General features: G+C 70.4%; 16 protein-coding genes. 1 reads left to right on the top strand and 15 read right to left on the bottom strand.

The features are described 5' to 3' along the window. Positions 1-45: 45 nt before the first annotated feature. The 13 genes from MKL09_RS31965 to MKL09_RS09885 form a co-directional block, all read right to left on the bottom strand. Positions 46-177 carry a hypothetical protein gene (locus MKL09_RS31965; RefSeq protein ID WP_279605775.1) on the bottom strand — a complete coding sequence of 44 codons (132 nt, stop codon included), beginning with the start codon at positions 175-177 and terminating at the stop codon, positions 46-48. Between the two features lie 609 nt (positions 178-786). Next, the gene (locus MKL09_RS09940) at positions 787-1,056 is read right to left on the bottom strand and encodes a hypothetical protein (RefSeq protein WP_244019863.1); all 270 of its coding nucleotides are present in this window, start codon (positions 1,054-1,056) and stop codon (positions 787-789) included. 240 nt (positions 1,057-1,296) lie between these two features. Then, positions 1,297-2,472: an FMNH2-dependent alkanesulfonate monooxygenase gene (ssuD, locus tag MKL09_RS09935; RefSeq protein ID WP_244019861.1), complete on the bottom strand. Its 1,176-nt coding sequence runs from the start codon at positions 2,470-2,472 to the stop codon at positions 1,297-1,299. 116 nt (positions 2,473-2,588) lie between these two features. Further along, on the bottom strand, positions 2,589-3,449 hold the full coding sequence (locus tag MKL09_RS09930; RefSeq protein ID WP_244019859.1) for an ATP-binding cassette domain-containing protein: 861 nt from the start codon (positions 3,447-3,449) through the stop codon (positions 2,589-2,591). Next, positions 3,449-4,231 carry an aliphatic sulfonate ABC transporter permease SsuC gene (gene ssuC, locus MKL09_RS09925; protein WP_244019915.1) on the bottom strand — a complete coding sequence of 261 codons (783 nt, stop codon included), beginning with the start codon at positions 4,229-4,231 and terminating at the stop codon, positions 3,449-3,451. Before ssuC ends, MKL09_RS09930 begins: the two co-directional genes overlap by 1 nt. Further along, a complete protein-coding gene (locus MKL09_RS09920; RefSeq protein ID WP_244019857.1) occupies positions 4,231-5,232 on the bottom strand; it encodes a sulfonate ABC transporter substrate-binding protein in 1,002 nt (333 codons plus the stop codon). Before MKL09_RS09920 ends, ssuC begins: the two co-directional genes overlap by 1 nt. Before the next feature lie 4 nt (positions 5,233-5,236). Beyond that, positions 5,237-6,199: an aliphatic sulfonate ABC transporter substrate-binding protein gene (locus MKL09_RS09915; protein ID WP_244019856.1), complete on the bottom strand. Its 963-nt coding sequence runs from the start codon at positions 6,197-6,199 to the stop codon at positions 5,237-5,239. A gap of 8 nt (positions 6,200-6,207) precedes the next feature. Next, complete coding sequence (msuE, locus tag MKL09_RS09910) at positions 6,208-6,786, bottom strand: FMN reductase (RefSeq protein ID WP_244019855.1); 579 nt, start codon at positions 6,784-6,786, stop codon at positions 6,208-6,210. Positions 6,787-7,329: 543 nt separating this feature from the next. Beyond that, a complete protein-coding gene (locus MKL09_RS09905; RefSeq protein ID WP_050735995.1) occupies positions 7,330-7,530 on the bottom strand; it encodes a hypothetical protein in 201 nt (66 codons plus the stop codon). A 330-nt stretch (positions 7,531-7,860) separates the two neighbouring features. Next, a complete protein-coding gene (locus MKL09_RS09900; RefSeq protein WP_244019854.1) occupies positions 7,861-9,384 on the bottom strand; it encodes a carbohydrate porin in 1,524 nt (507 codons plus the stop codon). A gap of 76 nt (positions 9,385-9,460) precedes the next feature. After that, entirely contained in the window at positions 9,461-10,396 is a 936-nt protein-coding gene (locus MKL09_RS09895) for a Gfo/Idh/MocA family protein (RefSeq protein WP_244019853.1), read from the bottom strand. A 1-nt stretch (position 10,397) separates the two neighbouring features. Then, on the bottom strand, positions 10,398-11,378 hold the full coding sequence (gene araD1 / locus MKL09_RS09890; RefSeq protein WP_244019852.1) for an AraD1 family protein: 981 nt from the start codon (positions 11,376-11,378) through the stop codon (positions 10,398-10,400). A 67-nt stretch (positions 11,379-11,445) separates the two neighbouring features. After that, the gene (locus MKL09_RS09885) at positions 11,446-13,053 is read right to left on the bottom strand and encodes an aldehyde dehydrogenase (NADP(+)) (RefSeq protein ID WP_244019851.1); all 1,608 of its coding nucleotides are present in this window, start codon (positions 13,051-13,053) and stop codon (positions 11,446-11,448) included. Between the two features lie 146 nt (positions 13,054-13,199). On the opposite strand from MKL09_RS09885, the gene MKL09_RS09880 reads away from it, so the two are divergent. After that, positions 13,200-13,940 (top strand): FadR/GntR family transcriptional regulator, encoded by a 741-nt coding sequence (locus tag MKL09_RS09880; RefSeq protein WP_244019850.1) that lies wholly within the window; start codon positions 13,200-13,202, stop codon positions 13,938-13,940. 36 nt (positions 13,941-13,976) lie between these two features. On the opposite strand, the gene MKL09_RS09875 is transcribed toward MKL09_RS09880, so the two are convergent. Then, positions 13,977-15,776 carry an IlvD/Edd family dehydratase gene (locus tag MKL09_RS09875; RefSeq protein ID WP_244019848.1) on the bottom strand — a complete coding sequence of 600 codons (1,800 nt, stop codon included), beginning with the start codon at positions 15,774-15,776 and terminating at the stop codon, positions 13,977-13,979. Next, on the bottom strand, positions 15,773-16,924 hold the full coding sequence (locus MKL09_RS09870) for an aldose epimerase family protein (protein ID WP_244019846.1): 1,152 nt from the start codon (positions 16,922-16,924) through the stop codon (positions 15,773-15,775). The genes MKL09_RS09875 and MKL09_RS09870 overlap by 4 nt, the downstream gene beginning before the upstream one ends. Positions 16,925-16,942: the final 18 nt, after the last annotated feature.

Below are 16,942 nucleotides of genomic sequence, written 5' to 3'. Positions count from 1 at the left end.
CGGCCTTGTCCCGAAGGCGACAGCGCGCCTGTCGGGACGCGGTGCTCAGCCCTTCTTCACCAGCGGCACCGGCTCGGCCGGCGGCTTGGTCGCGCAGGCGGCGACGCTGGCGGCCAGCAGGGTCAGGACCAGGGCGCGCGCGAGAGGATTTTTTGCGAAACAACGGGCAGTGGACACGAGGCAATCTCCGATTTTCGGCAGTGAAGAGGCTAATGCTCCGCTCCGTCTCGGAAAGTGCAGGAATGTCACGCGCGTGATGTTTTGAGGTTTTTTATAATGCTTATAAAGTGCGACTATAGAAATATGTTAGCGATATTCATCTCGAAATAATCTTAAACAGCAAAGTTCAAAGACGCTTTGCAGGTCATTCTCAGCGGTTCACTTGCAATGGTCCAGGTATCTGCCACCGATATGAGTGCCGCAAGCGCTCTTCAAAAAAGCTTCTTGCGGCCGAGGCAACCAGAGGCGTCCGACACACGAAGGCGCTGGCGGCCTGACTGCTGCGCTGGTCCTGCAGATACGTCGGCCAGCGTCACCCGCACCGTCATCACGAGCCAAGCGAAGTGACCCAGGGCCGCGCGACAACGCCAAATGTGCCGCCACGCTGGGTTGCTTCGCTACGCTCGCAATGACGGAAACGGAGCGATCACCCGGAAACCATATGCGGAAGACAGGTTCCGGCTGGAACGCACCGGGAATCGGACCTGCAGCCCCCTATGGCGGCGTCGGTCCTGGCTCGACGATCGCCGGGGGCAGCAAGCCATCCTCATTCGGGGTGGTGCGGCCTCAGCGCGCCTCGCTGAAGCGCTTGGTCGCCTTCTTCTCCTGCTTGTAGGCGGTGATCGCCGCGGAGCAGCCGGGCGACAGGATCTTGAGATTGGTCTTGAAGCAGGCCTCGACCTCCGGGCCGCCGGGCGCGTAGGCGCTGCAATACTCCATGTAGTCGCCGGTGCAGTGCTGCTTGAGCGCCTCGCGGGCCGGGGATTGCTCGGCCAGCGCCGCGGCCGGGCCGAGGCAGAGACCGAGGGTCAGGAGGACCGCCTTGGTCGAAGTCATGGATGTCCTTGTCGTTCGCCGATGACCGCACGCGCGGACCGCACGGTGATAGGGCGGGCGGATGAGCGCCAACGATGGCGCCACCATGACGCCGGGATGGCGACGCTGCAGCCCGGCCATGTGTGCACGGCAGGAATCCCAAGGGCGCACCCGTGCGCACCCGGTTCTTTACGGCCTCATCCCGGGATGACCGCGCGCCCGGCGGATGCCTGCCCCCGCCGGGCGCCGAGATCCAACCGGTCAGTGTGCGCCGACGCGGCGGGCGGGCACGATGTCGTTGGCGACGATCTCGCCGAACGGGCCGTCGTTGCGGGCGTTGCCGACCGGCCGGCCCGTGGTGGCGCGCAGGGGCAGCTTTGGGAAGACCAGCTCGGCGAAGCGGTAGGCTTCCTCGAGATGCGGGTAGCCCGAGAGGATGAAGCGGTCGATCCCGAGATCGATATACTCCTTCATCCGGTCGGCGACCTGATCGGCCGAGCCGACGAGCGCCGTGCCGGCGCCGCCGCGCACCAGCCCGACCCCGGCCCAGAGGTTGGGCGAGACCACCAGCTTGTCGCGGTTGCCGCCGTGGAGCGCCATCATCCGGCTCTGGCCGACCGAATCCTGCCGTTTCAGGGTCTCCTGCGCCTTGGCGATGGTGGCGTCGTCGAGCTTCGAGATCAGCTTCTCCGCGGCGTCCCAGGCCTCGGCCTCGGTCTCCCGGGCGATCACGTGCAGGCGGATGCCGTAGGAGAAGGTCTTGCCCTTGGCCTCCGCGGCCTGCCGCGCGGCGGCGATCTTTTCCGCGACCTGGGCCGGCGGCTCGCCCCAGGTGAGGTAGACATCGCAATGCTCGGCCGCGACCTCCATCCCGGCCGGCGAGGAGCCGCCGAAATAGAGCGGCGGATAGGGCTTCTGCACCGGCGGGAAGATCACCCGGCCGTTCTCGGCGCGCAGGTGCTGGCCCTGGTAGGTCACGGTCTCGCCCGAGAGCAGGCCGCGCCAGATCGTCAGGAACTCGTCGGTGACGACGTAGCGCTCGTCATGGGACAGGAACACGCCGTCGCCGGCCAGCTCCACCGGATCGCCGCCGGTGACGACGTTGATCAGGAGGCGCCCGTCCGAGATCCGGTCGAGGGTCGCGGTCATGCGCGCCGCCGCGGATGGCTCCATCAGGCCCGGCCGCACCGCCACCAGGAAGCGCAGCCGCTTGGTCAGCGGCGCCAGCGCCGAGGCGACGATCCAGGAATCCTCGCAGGAGCGCCCCGTGGGCAGCAGCACGCCGTAATAGCCGAGCTCGTCCGCGCCCTGGGCGATCTGCCGGAGGTAGTCGATCGAGACCTCCCGGGCCCCCTCCTGGGCGCCGAGATAGCGGCCGTCGCCGTGGGTCGGCAGGAACCAGAGGACGTCGGCGTGCCCGTCATGCGTCGCGGTCATCGGGGTCTCCATTGCGGCTATGGGCCGGATGCGGAAAAGCCGGATCCGACTTCTCGCATCCGGCGATCACCAAGAGCTACAGCAGACCGCCGCGTCCGGGAAACGGCGGCCCGGTGTCAGAGGTTCGGCTCGGCGCCGAGCAGATGATCGAGGATACGCCCTTCGAGGCGCGCCAGGTCCGGATCCCCGCGCCGGCGCGGGCGCGGCACGTCGACCCGCAGGTCGAGGGCGATGCGGCCGGCCTCGACCACCAGGATGCGGTCGGCGAGCGCCACCGCCTCGGAGACGTCGTGGGTGACGAGCAGCGCGGTGAAACCCTGCGCCAGCCAGATCCGCTCGATCAGGTCCTGCATGCCGATGCGGGTCAGCGCGTCGAGGGCGCCGAGCGGCTCGTCCAGGGCCAGCAGGCCCGGCCGGCCCACCAGCGCCCGGGCGAGCGCGACACGCTGGCGCTGGCCACCCGACAGGGTCGCGGGCCATTGCCCGGCCTTGTCGGACAGGCCCACCTCGGCGAGCGCCGCCAGCGCCCGCTCCCGCCGCTCGGCCCGGGAGCCGTGGCCGGAGAGGCCGACCGTGACGTTGTCGACCACCCGGGCCCAGGGCAGCAGCCGCGGCTCCTGGAACATGATCCGCTTGGGCGGATCGGACCGGCGCGGGCCGGACTCGGGCCCTTCGAGCAGGATCCGCCCGCCGGTCGGCGCCTCCAGCCCGAGGATCAGGCGCAGCAGGGTGCTCTTGCCGCAGCCCGAGCGCCCGACCACGGCGGTGAACCCACCGGCCGGCAGGAAGAGGTCGAGCCCCTCGATGACCGCGTGGCCGTCGAAGCTTTTGCGCAGGTCGCGGGCCGTCACGGCGATGCCGCGGCTGGCGGCCTGCGCCGGCTGGCGCGCCGGCGCAGGCGCAGGGGGGATGTCGGCGAGCCGGGTCTCGGGACCGGGTTCGGCCGGGGCCTCGCGGCGAAGGGCGTCGAGCAACATCAGGCGCTCCTGTAGGCGGGGTTCCAGGCGAGGCAGGCCCGTTCGAGCTGGCGCGTCAGCGCATCGGCGAGCTTGCCCAGGGCGGCGTAGATCAGGATCGCCAGTACGACGACGTCGACCAGCATGAACTCACGCGCCTGCATGGCCATGTAGCCGAGCCCCGAGGAGGCGGAGATCGTCTCGGCGACGATCAGCGTCAGCCACATGATGCCGAGCGCGTAGCGCAACCCGACGAAGATCGACGGCAGGGCTCCGGGCAGCACCACCCGGGTGAACAGTTCCGTGCGCGACATCCCGTAGACGCGGCCCATCTCCACCAAAGCCGGGTCCACCGAGCGGATGCCGTGCAGGGTGTTGGCGTAGATCGGGAAGAACACGCCGAGCGCCACCAGGAACAGCTTGGCCTCCTCGCCGATGCCGAACCACAGGATCACCAGCGGGATCAGCGACAGGTGGGGCACGTTGCGCACCATTTGCACCGAGGTGTCGGTCAGGCGCTCCGACAGGCGCGAGAGGCCGTTGGCGAGGCCCAGCGCGAAGCCGATGCCGCCGCCGACCGCAAAGCCCGACAGCGCCCGCAGGGTGCTGACCCAGAGGTTGGTCCAGAGCTCCCCGGTGCGCCCGGCCTCCCAGCCGGCCCGGACCACGTCGAGCGGCGCCGGCATGAACCGGTTGGAGACGAGGCCGGCCGAGACCGCGGCCTGCCAGCCCAGCAGGATCACGACCGGCAGCAGCCATGGCAGCGCCGTATCGCGCAGGCGGCCGAGGGGGGTTGGGCGCATCATCGGTTCTCCGCCCGGCGTTCGGGCTGTGTCCAGACCGCGTCGGCCACGCGGATCGGCTTCGGCAGCAGGCCGAGGCCGTGGAAGGCGTCGGCCACCCGCTGCTGGTCGGCGATCGCCATGGCGTCCAGGGGCGTGACCCCGTAGGACAGGCGATCGAGGGCGACGCGGAGCACGGGGGCCGGAATGCCCACGGTGGGCGCCAGGTCCGCCGCCACGGTCTCGGCATGGCCTTCCGCCCAGGTATCCACCTCCCCGATCGCCTTGAGCACGGCTGCCACGACCTCCGGGTTGGCATCGGTGAAGCCGCGGCGGGACAGGTAGAACTGGCGGTTGGGCGCGAGGCCCTGCGCGTCCGCCAGCACCCGGGCGCCGGTGGCGCGCTCGGCGGCGGCGAGATAGGGATCCCAGATCGCCCAGGCGTCGACGGAGCCGCGTACGAAGGCGGCGTTGGCGTCGGCCGGGGCCAGGAAGGCGAACTTCACCGCATCGTAGGGCAGGCCGGCCTGCTCCAGCGCGCGCACCACCAAAAAATGGACGTTCGAGCCCTTGTTGAGGGCCAGCGTCCGGCCGCGCAGGTCGGCGACGCTGCGCACCGGGCTGTCCTTCGGCACCAGGATCGCCTCGCCCCGGGGGGCCGGCGGCTCGGTGGCGACGTAGCGCAGCTCCGCGCTCGCGGCCTGCGCGAAGATCGGCGGCGCCTCCCCGGCCGAGCCGAAATCGACCGCCCCGGCATTCAGGGCCTCCATCAGCGGCGGTCCGGACGGGAATTCCGACCACGCCACCGTGTAGCCCAGGGGCTGAAGCGCCTTCTCGAGCGTGCCCCGGCCCTTCAGCAGCACGAGGGAGCCGTATTTCTGGTAACCGACCCGGACGCTGCCGCCCGCGGCCCGGGCCGGCCGCAGGACGCTCGCCGCCGCGAGGCCGAGACCCGCGGACAGGAGTTTCCGGCGATGCGGGGCGAGCCCGGACGCAAGAGGACGGGTGATTCGATCGGTCATGAGGTCAGCCGTTGCGGGCGGGCGCGGTCCAGACCGCGTCGGCGACGCGAACCGGTTTCGGGATCAGCTTCAGGGCGTAGAACCGGTCGGCGACGGCTTGCTGCTCGGCGGTGACGCGGGCGGTCATCGGGCCGATCACGAAATCGGCGCGGTCCACCGCCCGGCGGGTGGCCGGCAGCGGCACGCCGGTGCCCTGCGCCAGCAGCGCGGCGACATCGCCGCGGTTCTGCCGGCACCAAGCCGCGACCTCGCCCAGGGCGTCGATCGCCGCCACGAGCACCGGGCCGCGACTCTCGGCATAGGTCCGGTTCGCCAGGAAAAAGTCGTTCTGCGGCGTGATCTTGGCGGCGAAGGCGAGCACCCGCACCCCATCCCCCTCCTCGGCGACGGCGAGATAGGGGTCCCAGATCGTCCAGGCATCGACGCTGCCGCGGGCGAAAGCCGCCGCAGCGTCGGCCGGCGCCAGGGTCACCGGCTCGATATCGGCGTAGCTCAGGCCGCCCTTCTCCAGGGCCGCCACCGTGAGATTGTGCGCGCTCGACGCCTTGGCGAATGCGACGCGCTTGCCCTTCAAGTCGGCGAGGCTGCGCACGGGCGAGCCCTTGGGCAGCAGGATCCCGGCCCCGGAGCCGCCGGCCTCCTGGGCCGCCGCGTAGACGAGGCTGGAGCGCGCCGCCTGGGCGAAGATCGGCGGCGAATCGCCGGTCTGGCCGAAATCGATCCCGTCGAGGGACAAAGCCTCCAGAAGCGGCGGACCGAACGAGAACTCGACCCAGCGCACCGTGTGGCCCAAGCGCTCCAAGCGCCGCTCGATGATCCCCTGCTGCTTGGCCACCACCAGGATGCCGTTCTTCTGGTAGCCGATGCGCAACACGCCGGCCTCGGCCGCCCAGGCACCCCGCAGGGCCGGGACGGCCGCAAGGGGCGCGGCCAGGGTCGCGGCCAGCAGGGTGCGGCGGTCGAGCATCGCGCGCCTCACTCGGCGGCGGCGAGTTCGGCCGGGCCGGTCGCCGCGGCTGCCCGGTGCAGCAGCAGGGCGGAGAGCTGGGCGCCGGCCTCGGCGGCGCGGGCGCGCACCCCGGCCTCGACCAGCACGCCGTCGCTGAAATCCGTGTCGGAGGCGTAGACCGCGGTCGGGATCTGAAGCGCGCCGAAGAAGCCGAACAGCGGCCGGAAGGCGTGCTCGACCACCAGGGCGTGACGGGCGCCGCCGCCCGTGGCCACGATGGCCACGGGCTTGCCGGCCAGCGCGTTCGGATCGACCAGATCGAACAGGTGCTTGAACAGGCCGGTATAGGCGCCCTTGTAGACCGGCGAGCCGACCACCAGCCCGTCCGCCTCCTCGATCGCGTCGAGCACCCGGCGGGCAGGCAGCGGCAGCTGGTCCCGGGTCCAGGCCGCTCCCAGGCCGGAGCCGGCATCGACGAAGTCGAAGATGCGTCCGTCGAACGCAGCTTGCGCGCAGGCCTCGTGCAGCACCGCATCGACCAGCGTGCGGGTCTTGGACGGGCGCTGAACGTTCGCGCTCAGCCCGACGAGTCTCGGTCGTGTCATTGCAGAAGCCTTGCGACAATGCCGGGCCGCCCTGCTCGGTGAAGAGTGGCAGACGCGCGACCGGTTATCCGGATAGGCTGCTAGAATTGCTGATTGCGTTGCACAACGTCAATGAAACGGCTTTCCGAATTCTGCACGAATAGAAAAATGTTCTCCTCGTAATGGCTGATCGAGAGTGGGATTTCATCTCGCGGTCCTGGCGACCGGCTTGCGGGTTACGGTTCGGCGGGCCGGGAAATCCGGCTCCGACGAATGTTCGATCTCTTGTGTGACCATGGGAGAGAATATAATTGCTCCTGAAATTGTATTTGAAGAACGATGTTGCTGTTGGGGTGGTGGCCCTGTCGGCGCTGATCGTGACGATCCTGAGAGCCGACCCTGCCGAGAGCGCGGGGACGCTCCGGCCCTCGAATCCCGGCCCCGGATCCTGGCTTATCCGCACGAAAAAGGGCCAGCCGTGGTGGCTGACCCTGAATCGTCCGATAGCTGGATGGCCTGGCTTTCGCGCACCCGTCGCCGGATTGGCGGTGAGCGCGCCCGGGCTTACTCGGCCGCCGTCATCTCGGCGGTGAAGTGGCCGCACCAATCGTTGGTCGTCACGACCGGCCAGAGCCCCTTCGACTCCGGAGCCGGCTGGCTGACCGGCGGATTGAATCGGCACAGGCCGGCATCGCCCTGGGCACTCGCGCCGTTGCCCTTGTGCTCGTCGAAGAACTTGCAGCTCTCGCAGTTTGCGCTGGCCATGTCTCGATGCTCCCGTGTCGATTCGGCGGTGTGCCGTTCTCTCTTGCGAATTAGAACAGTTATAATCTCACGGTCAACCGCCGATTGGGCGCGTGGTTCCCGCCGGGATTCGTGTATCGGCTGTCGGCGATCGAACCGCCTGGTTGCCGAGATGACCCGGCGGCCCGGGAACCGCGCTGGACTCCTGCCGCCGCCCTCGCCGGCCCTGCCCGGATCGCGTCCTGAAACGCGACCGGCGCGCACGGATGCTCCGCGCGCGCCGGTCTTTACGAGTTCGCCTGTGGGCCCGCCTGGGGCGGGTTCGCGGGCGGCGTGGTGATACGCCTGGTGTCAGAGGCTCCCGGGGCCTTTGGCCAAGCCGCCCAGGGTGAACAGGTCGACCGAGAGCTTCGCGCCGACGACGAAGGCGTTCGGGATCGGCTTCGGCCGGAGCGGGTGGTTCACCTGGTCCGGGTTGATCACGTATTGCAGGTTCGGCATCAGCCGCACCGCCGGGGTGAGCTGGATGCCGTAGCTCAGCTCCACGATGGTCTGCAGGGTGTCGACGTTGCGGCTGCTGAGCCCGTACGACGCGCGCGCCGCCCGGATATTGGCTGCCCCGAGGGAGGAGAGTTTTTCCATCACGAACGCAGCGCCGATAGTGTCGTAGGGCCGGCCCGGGAAGGTACCGGTCAGCACGGCGCCGCCCTCCAGGAAGAAGTCCTGGGTCTGCCGCCCGCCGGTGGCGCCCAGCGCGACCCCGAACAGCGTCAGGCCCTGGATGCCGGTCGGGTCCGGACGCCAGACCATCTGGTCGAACCGGGCATAGATCGCCGACCGGCCGAACCGGGTCAGTTCGTCGAGCCCGCTGAACAGGCGAGCCCCGCCGCGCACGTCGTAGATCGGGTCCTTATAGTCGGACTGGTCGATGATGGCGCCGATACCGTAGTTGCGCGGCAGCGGATCGTTGCCGAAGTTGGTCGAGTAGCCGACTTCCACCGGGATCACCACGCCGGTGGCGCCGTTGGTCGACCAGTCGATGCCGTTCCGGTCATCCCGCTGGTTGCGGGGATTCACCTCGTAGACGCCGGCATGCACGAACACCTTGTCGTTGACCCAGGCCTTGGCGTGGCCGCCCCAGCTCGCGATCGGCCAGTAGGTGAAGTTCGTCATCTTGAACGCGGATTTCGGCGCGCCGCAGGTGCCGTTGTTCTGGAAGTTGCAGTAGAGCGGCGAGGCGAGGAACGGCGGGTTGGCCAGAAGCCGACCGACCTCGACGTCCAGGCGGTTGTCGAACAGCTTTTGCTCGTAGGACAGCACCGTGAGATGTGCGGTCTGACCGCCGCCGTAGACTTCCTGGACGCTGGTGTTGTTGCCGATATAGTCCTGCGACAGGCTGCGGCCGTGGCGCTGGGTCACGATGGTATGCACCGCGCCGCCATCGATCCCGGCGAGACGGCCGAGATCGGCATCGAGGCCGAACACGATCTGGCCGGTGTAATCCGACCCCTGGCGGATGCCGCCGGACGGGTTGGCGGCGAATTCGCCGGTGTAGTTCAGGATCATGCTGATCCCGTTGCCGAGGTCGAGGGTTCCCGGCGGCAGGCCCGGCGGCGTCGCGCTGTTGCCCTGCACGTCGGCCGCAGCCGCCGCGCTGTCGGCGCCGGCAAAGCTCCGCGCCGAGCGCACGGTCCGCCGCCGAGCGCGGTTCGCGCGGTACTGGGCCTTCGCCGCCGGACTCGCGTTCGGACCCGGATTCACCAGGGACGGTCCGCCGTCCGGAGCATTAGGGTCTTGCGCCTCGGCCGGGCTGATGCCGGCCGAGAGTGTCGCGGCGCAGAATGCGAGCGCCGCCCATCGCGTGTACTTTCCCATAACAGTGACTCCCCCTTTAGTAACGCGCGGCCCTGATTGGCTCTGTCGCGTTGGTGTTCCGCCGGGATCCCTCCGGTCAGTCCGTGAAGGCCTCCACGGTGCGGCGCTCGCCGCGCAGGAACGCGTCGGCGACGTGGATCAGCGGGTTCAGGTCGACGTCGCTCGTGCCGGATCGGACGAGGGCGGCGAAACGGTCGTAGAGGCCGCGATACTCGGCCTCCGGCGGCAGCAGCTGCGGGGTGCCGTTGATGGTGAGGACGCTGCCGCCCTTCGACAGCACCAACAGGCCGTCCTCGGTGTCGACGCGGATGTCCCAGGTCTGCGGGCCGGTCTGGCGCCAGTCGAACACGGCCTCGATCGAGGTGCCGGCGGCATCGGTGAAGTGCAGGTCGGCGGCGATCGGCGCCTGCCGGTTCTCCGGGACCGACAGGGTCGCGCCGGTGAGGAAGAACGGCGGCAGGATGTGGGTCGCGATCGACAGGGCGTTGATCCCCGGATCGAACACGCCCATGCCGCCGGCCTGCCAGATCCAGGCCTGGTTCGGATGCCAGTGCCGGACATCCTCCATCCAGGCGATCGCCACCGACCGGATCCGGCGGCCGGACAGCCATTGCCGCGCGGGTTCGACCCCGGAGGCGTAGCGGGAGTGCCAGCTGGCGAACAGGCTGACGCCCCGCGCCCGCGCGGCCTCCACCAGGATCCCGACTTCTGCCAGCGTCGCCCCCGGGGGCTTCTCCAGGAAGACGTGCCGGCCGGCCTCGATCGCCGCCAGGGCGGCCGAGAAGCGCACCTGCGGCGGCTGGCACAGGGCGACCGCCTCGAGATCGGCCTCTCCGGCCAGCATCTCCGCCAGCGTGCGGTAGTTCGGCACGCCCTCGAAGCGGCCTTCGCGGCTCGCCACCGCCGCCAGGGTGTAGTCCGGCGAGGCGCCGATGACCGGCAGGTGCTGGTCGCGGGCGATCTTGCCGATGCCGACCAGCCCGATGCGGATCGTCCCGTTCGAAACCGTCATCTCAGAGGACCTTCACGGACAGATCGCGGGCCGGCGCGACCGCCAGGGGATTGCGCAGCGGCAGGGTGAACGGGGCGGCCTCGATCTCGAACACGTCGCCGGGCTGCGCCGTGACGCCGTCGCTGAACGACAGGGTGGCGGTGCCGAAGAAGTGGACGTGCAGGTCGCCGGGGCGGCGGAACGGCGCGTATTTGAAGTGGTGCCGCTCCAGGTTCTCGATCGTGTGGGACATGTTCGCCTCACCCGAGAGGAACGGCTTCTCCCAGAGCACGGCGCCGTCGCGCCGGATGCGGCTGGAGCCGCGCACGTCGGCGGGCAGATCTCCCAGCCACAGTTCCGGGCCGAGCGCGGCCGGGCGGAGCTTCGAATGGGCGAGCCACAGGTAGTTGCCGCGCTCGGTGACGTGGTCGGAGAACTCGTTCGCCAGCGCGAAGCCGAGGCGCACCGGATGGCCGTCCGGGTCGATCAGGTAGATCCCGGCGATCTCCGGCTCCTCGCCGCCGTCGAGGGCGAAGGCCGGCGACAGGAGCGGCTCGCCGGTGCCGACGATCGCGGCGCCGTCACCCTTGTAGAACCATTCGGGCTGGACCCCGGTCTCGCCCGGGGCGGGCTTGCCGCCCTCGACGCCCATCCGGAACATCCGCATCGAATCGGTCGGGGCCGGATCCGCCGCCGCGGCGCGGTGCATCTTGTCCCGGCCCTCCGCCGAGCCGAGATGGGTCAGGCCGGTGCCGCTCAGCAGCAGGTGCGCGGGATCCGCGTGGTCGATCGGCGGCAGCAGCCGCACGGCGTCGAGATCCACCGCGTCGTCGAGCCCGAGCCGGGACGCCGTCTCGGCCAGGCTGTCCCCCGCCGCCAGGGCCCGCCGGGCCAGGTCGAGAACGCTGTCCACGCCGACAACGCTCCGCGCCCGGCCGTCTTCCAGCACCGCCACACCCCGGCGCCCGTCGGGGGCGCGGAATTGTAGGAGTGATTGACCCATCGTGATCCTCCCAGGGCCGGCCTTCGTCGGGCCGGCTCGAAATCAGGTGGCGCAGCGCGCCGTCGCGTCAGCGGTCGAAGGCCGGGCTGATGGTGCCGTCGACCCTGCGGGTGAGATGCCAGGGATTGTCCGGTCGCAGGGGCTGCGGCAGCAGCGCGTCGGGCAGGTCCTGGTAGCAAACCGGACGCAGGAAGCGCTCGATCGCCAGGGTGCCGACCGAGGTGCTGCGCCCGTCGGAGGTCGCCGGGAACGGGCCGCCATGGACCATCGCGGGCGCGACCTCCACGCCGGTGGGCCAGCCATTGGCCAGGATGCGGCCGGCCTTGCGGCCCAGCGCCGGGACCAGACCGGCGGCGATGTGCTCGTCGGCGCGGTCGAGATGCAGCGTCGCGGTCAGCTGGCCCGGGAGCGCCGCGATGATGCGGTTGACCTCATCGAGGTCCGCGGCCGCCACCAGGATCGCCGCGGGGCCGAACATCTCGTCAGAGAGGCCGGGATCCGCCAGGAACCGCGCGCCGTCGGTGCGCAGCAGGGCCGCGGGGGCGCCCCCCGCTCCGGCTTTCTCCCCGCGGGCCGCGACGGTCACCCCGGGACGCGCCGCCATCTCGGCGACGCCGCGCTCGAAGCGGGTGCGGATGTCGGCGGTCAGCATCGCGTGTGGCGCGCTCTCGCGGATCGCCGTCGCGGCGGCCTCCGCGAAGGCCTCGAGGTCGGACCCCGCGATCCCGATCAGCAGGCCTGGATTTGTGCAGAACTGCCCGGCCCCCAGGGTCAGGGACTGGACGAAGCCGGCGGCCAGGGCCGCGCCCCGCGCCCGCAGGGCACCGGGCAGCAGCAGGACCGGATTGACTGCGCTCATCTCGGCATAGACCGGGATCGGCTCGGGGCGTCCCGCCGCCACCCGCAGCAGGGCGAGGCCGCCGCCGCGCGAGCCGGTGAAGCCCACGGCCTTGATCCGCGAATCGGCGACGAGCGCCGTCCCCAGGGCGTTCGACGGCCCCGGCAGGTACGAGAACACGCCCGGATGCAGGTCGCTCGCCGCCACCGCGGACCGCACCGCCCGGGCCACCAGCTCGCCGGTCCCGGGATGGGCCGGGTGGCCCTTGACCACCACCGGGCAGCCGGCGGCCAGTGCGGAGGCGGTGTCGCCCCCGGCCACCGAGAAGGCGAGCGGGAAGTTGCTGGCGCCGAACACCGCCACCGGGCCCAGCGCGACGTGACGGCGGCGCAGGTCGGGGCGCGGCAGAGGCGTGCGCTTGGGCTGGGCCGGATCGATCGTGGCTTGGACCCACTCGCCCGCCCGGACGACGCTCGCGAACAGGCGCAGCTGGCCGATGGTGCGGGCACGCTCGCCCTCAAGCCGGGCGCGCGGCAGCCCGGTCTCGGCGATGGCCCGCTCGATCAGGGCCTCGCCGAGATCGCCCACGGCCTCGGCCACGGATTCCAGGAACCCGGCACGCAGCTCGGGGGTCGATTCGGAGAAGCTCGGGAACGCCGCATCCGCCAAGGCGCAGGCGGCCTCGACCTCGGCCGTGCCGGCAGCGGAGAAGGCCGGCTCCAGCGCCGCCCCGCTTGCGGCCTCCACGGCCCGGAAGGTATCTGCCGCAGCGGCATCCTCGGCACCGATCAGGATCGTGCCGCGAATCTCCGCGTTCACACTCAGCTCTTTACTCATACAAATAACTTAGAGCAGTTGTGCAGTGGCTGCAAGCCTCGTGGCATTATGATGCTAGCGGGTGTCGCTGCTTGCGCTCCTACAACTTCCAGGTACGATCGCGGCGATCCTGCCCCGGACCTGGCGGCTCGGACTGGAGGTGTCAGGTGAGGGGGGATCCGGGGTTCGAGGACATCAAGCTGCCGCTGGCCTCGGGCTCGCGCCGGATCCACGGCTCGGTGGCGCGGGATCTGGGCATCGCGATCCTGGCGGGTCGCTACGCGCCGGGGGACGTGCTGCCCGGCGAGATCGAATTCTCGGAGCAGTTGAAGGTCTCGCGCACCGCCTATCGCGAGGCGGTTCGCATCCTGAGCGCCAAGGGGCTGGTCGAGAGCCGGCCCCGGACCGGGACACGGGTGACCCAGCGCAGCCGCTGGAACCTGCTCGATCCCGACATCCTCGCCTGGGCCTTCGAGGCCGAGCCCAGCGAAACCTTCATCCGGGACCTGTTCGAACTGCGGATGATCGTCGAGCCGGCAGCCGCGGCCCTGGCGGCCGAGCGGCGCTCGGGCCTCGACATCTCGCGGATGGGCCATGCCCTGGAGGAGATGGGCCGCTACGGCCTCGCCACAGAGATCGGGCGGGCCGCCGACCAGGCGTTCCACAACACGATCCTGGAAGCGGCGCGCAACGGGCCGCTGATGGCGCTATCGAGTTCCATAGCCGCAGCAGTGACTTGGACGACGATCTTCAAGCAGCGTCGCAGCGCCCTGCCCCGGGATCCGATGCCGGACCACCGGGTCCTGTATGAGGCGATCGTGGCCGGCGACGTCGAGGCGGCGCGCGCGGCGATGACCGAGCTCGTCCGCCTCGCGCTCGCCGACACCGAATTGTCGCTGAAGGCGTAAAGGACCCCGCCGCCGTCGTGGCGGCGGGGCTTCCGTTCAGTGGTTGTCGCGCGGCAGCCCGCTGGTCTGAGCAATCCGCTGGAAGCGCTCGGCCCCCTCCAGAATCGCCCCGGTGTGCATCTGCCCGACACTCGCGCGCTGGATCGCCTGCCACGGGGTCTGGGACGCCGGATAGGCGTAGCCCCCGGCCTCCTCCAGGGCCTTGCGCCGGCGCGCGATCTCGTCCGCGTCGAGCAGCATGTCGGCGGTGCCGCGCTTCAGGTCGATCCGCACCCGGTCGCCGGTGCGCAGCAGCGCGAGGCCGCCGCCCACCGCCGCCTCGGGCGAGGCGTTGAGGATCGAGGGCGAGGCCGAGGTCCCGGACTGGCGCCCGTCGCCGAGGCACGGCAGCGCGTGCACCCCTGAGCGGATCAGGTAGGCGGGCGGACGCATGTTCACCACCTCGGCCGCGCCCGGATAGCCGACCGGGCCGGCGCCGCGCATGATCAGGATGCTGTTGTCGTCGATCCCCAGCGCCGGGTCGTCGATGCGGTGGTGGTAATCCTCCGGCCCGTCGAACACCACGGCCCGGCCTTCGAAGGCCTCCGGATCCTCGGGGTTCGAGAGGTAGCGCTGCCGGAACTCCTCGCCGATCACGCTGGTCTTCATGATCGCCGCGTCGAACAGGTTGCCGCGCAGCACCAGGAAGCCCGCGGCCTCCTTCAGCGGCCGGTCGATCGGGCGGATCACGTCCTCGTCCTCGATCTCCGCGCCGCGGCAATTGTCGCCGATGGTGCGCCCGTTCACCGTCAGGGCGTTCTCGTGGAGCAGCCCGCGCCGCATCAGCTGCGCGGCCACCGCCGGGAGGCCGCCGGCGCGGTAATAATCCTCACCGAGATACTCGCCCGCCGGTTGCAGGTTGACCAGGAGCGGCACGTCGAGGCCGTGGGTCTGCCAGTCGGCGATGTCGAGCTCGACCCCCGCGTGGCGGGCGAGCGCGGCCAAGTGGATCGGGGCGTTGGTCGAGCCGCCGATCGCCGAGTTGAGCACGATCGCGTTGAGGAACGCCTCCCGGGTCAGGATGTCGGTCGGCTTGAGATCCTCCGCCACCATCTCGACGATGCGCTTGCCCGTGCGGTAGGCGACCTCCTGGCGGTCCCGGTAGGGCGCCGGGATCGCCGCGGAGCCCGGCAGCATCATGCCGAGCGCCTCGCCGAGCGCGTTCATCGTCGTCGCCGTGCCCATCGTGTTGCAGTAGCCGGTGGAGGGGGCCGACGAGGTCACCAGCTTGATGAAGCCGTCATTGTCGATCTCCCCCGCGGCCAGCATCTGGCGCGCCCGCCACACGATCGTGCCGGAGCCGGTGCGCTGGCCCTTGTACCAGCCGTTGAGCATCGGCCCGACCGACAGGGCGATGGCCGGGATGTTCACGGTGGCGGCCGCCATCAGGCAGGCCGGGGTGGTCTTGTCGCAGCCGGTGGTCAGCACCACGCCGTCGAGGGGGTAGCCGTACAGCAGCTCGACCAGGCCGAGATAGGCGAGGTTGCGGTCGAGCCCGGCGGTGGGCCGCTTGCCGGTCTCCTGAATCGGGTGGACCGGGAATTCGAGGGCGATGCCGCCGGCCTCGCGGATGCCCTCGCGCACGCGCTCCGCCAGGACGAGGTGATGCCGGTTGCACGGCGACAGGTCGGAGCCGGTCTGGGCGATGCCGATGATCGGCTTGCCCGAGCGCAACTCCTCCAGGCTCAACCCGAAGTTCAGGTAGCGCTCCAGGTAGAGCGCCGTCATGTCGATGTTGTCGGGGTTGTCGAACCAGGCGCGGGAGCGCAGGGGGCGGGTGGTCGGGCGGTCGGTCATGGCTGGGTCCGGGGTGCGGAGCTGGCGGAGAAGCGGTAGGTGATCACGGTCCGATATGTGGCGCCGGGGTCGAGCCGGGCCGAGCCGAAGGCCGGCTGGTTCGGCGTGTCGGGGAACAATTCGGGCTCGATCGCGAGGGCGTCCGACTGCCGGTAAACGAGGCCGGATTTACCCACCACGGTCGCGTCGATGAAGTTACCGGTGTAGAATTGCACACCTGGCTGGTTGCTGGCGACCTCCAGAACCCGGCCCGAGTGAGGATCCTCGACCTTCGCCACGAGATGCGGCTCGACTGTCGGGGCGTCGGTCACGACCCAGTTGTGGTCATAGCCGCGCCCGCGCACGATCTGGATGTCCCGCCCGTCGCGGATGCGCGAGCCGATCACCGTCGGCGTGCGGAAATCGAACGGCGTCCCCGCCACCGGAACATGCGCGCCCGTGGGGATCTGCGTGGCGTCGACCGGGGTGTAGCGCTCGGCCGGGATGGTCAGAATCTGGTCGAGGACCGAGCGGCCCGAGCCCTCGCCGGCGAGGTTGAAGAAGCTGTGGTTGGTCAGGTTGACGATCGTCGGCTTGTCGGTGGTGGCCTGGTAGCTGATGGTGAGCGTGTCGGTGGCGTCCAGCGTATAGGTCGCCGTGACCGTGAGGGTGCCGGGAAAGCCCTCCTCGCCGTCCGGGCTGACGTAGCGCAGGGTAACCGACGGGGTGGCACCGCCCTTGACCTCGGTGATGGTCCAGAGCCGCTTGTCGAAGCCGGCATTGCCGCCGTGCAGGGTGTTCGGGCCGTCATTGGTGGCGAGCGTGTAGGTCCGGCCGTCCAGGGTGAAGCGCCCGCCGCGGATCCGGTTGGCGTAGCGCCCGACGCTGGCCCCGAAATAATTGGGCTTGGCGAGGTAGCCGGCGAGGTCGCCGTAGCCGAGGACGATGTCGGCGGGCTTGCCGGCGCGGTCGGGCACCTCGAGGCTCCGCAGCAGGGCGCCCCAGGCGATCACCCGGGCGGTGATGCCCTTGCCGTTGGTGAGCGTCACCTCCTCGACCGCGCGTCCGTCCGGCAGGGTGCCGAACAGAGTCCGGACCGGCTCGGCCGCCCGGGCGACCATCGGGATCGCCGCACAGGCACCCAGCGCCACCGCTCCTACTCCACGCATCCGATCCCCCCGCACGAT

It is taken from the genome of Methylobacterium sp. J-048, from assembly GCF_022829515.1.
Taxonomy (GTDB): Bacteria; Pseudomonadota; Alphaproteobacteria; order Rhizobiales; family Beijerinckiaceae; genus Methylobacterium.
The sequence above is the reverse complement of the archived record's forward strand: the minus strand, read 5'-3'. Positions and strand labels throughout refer to the sequence as shown.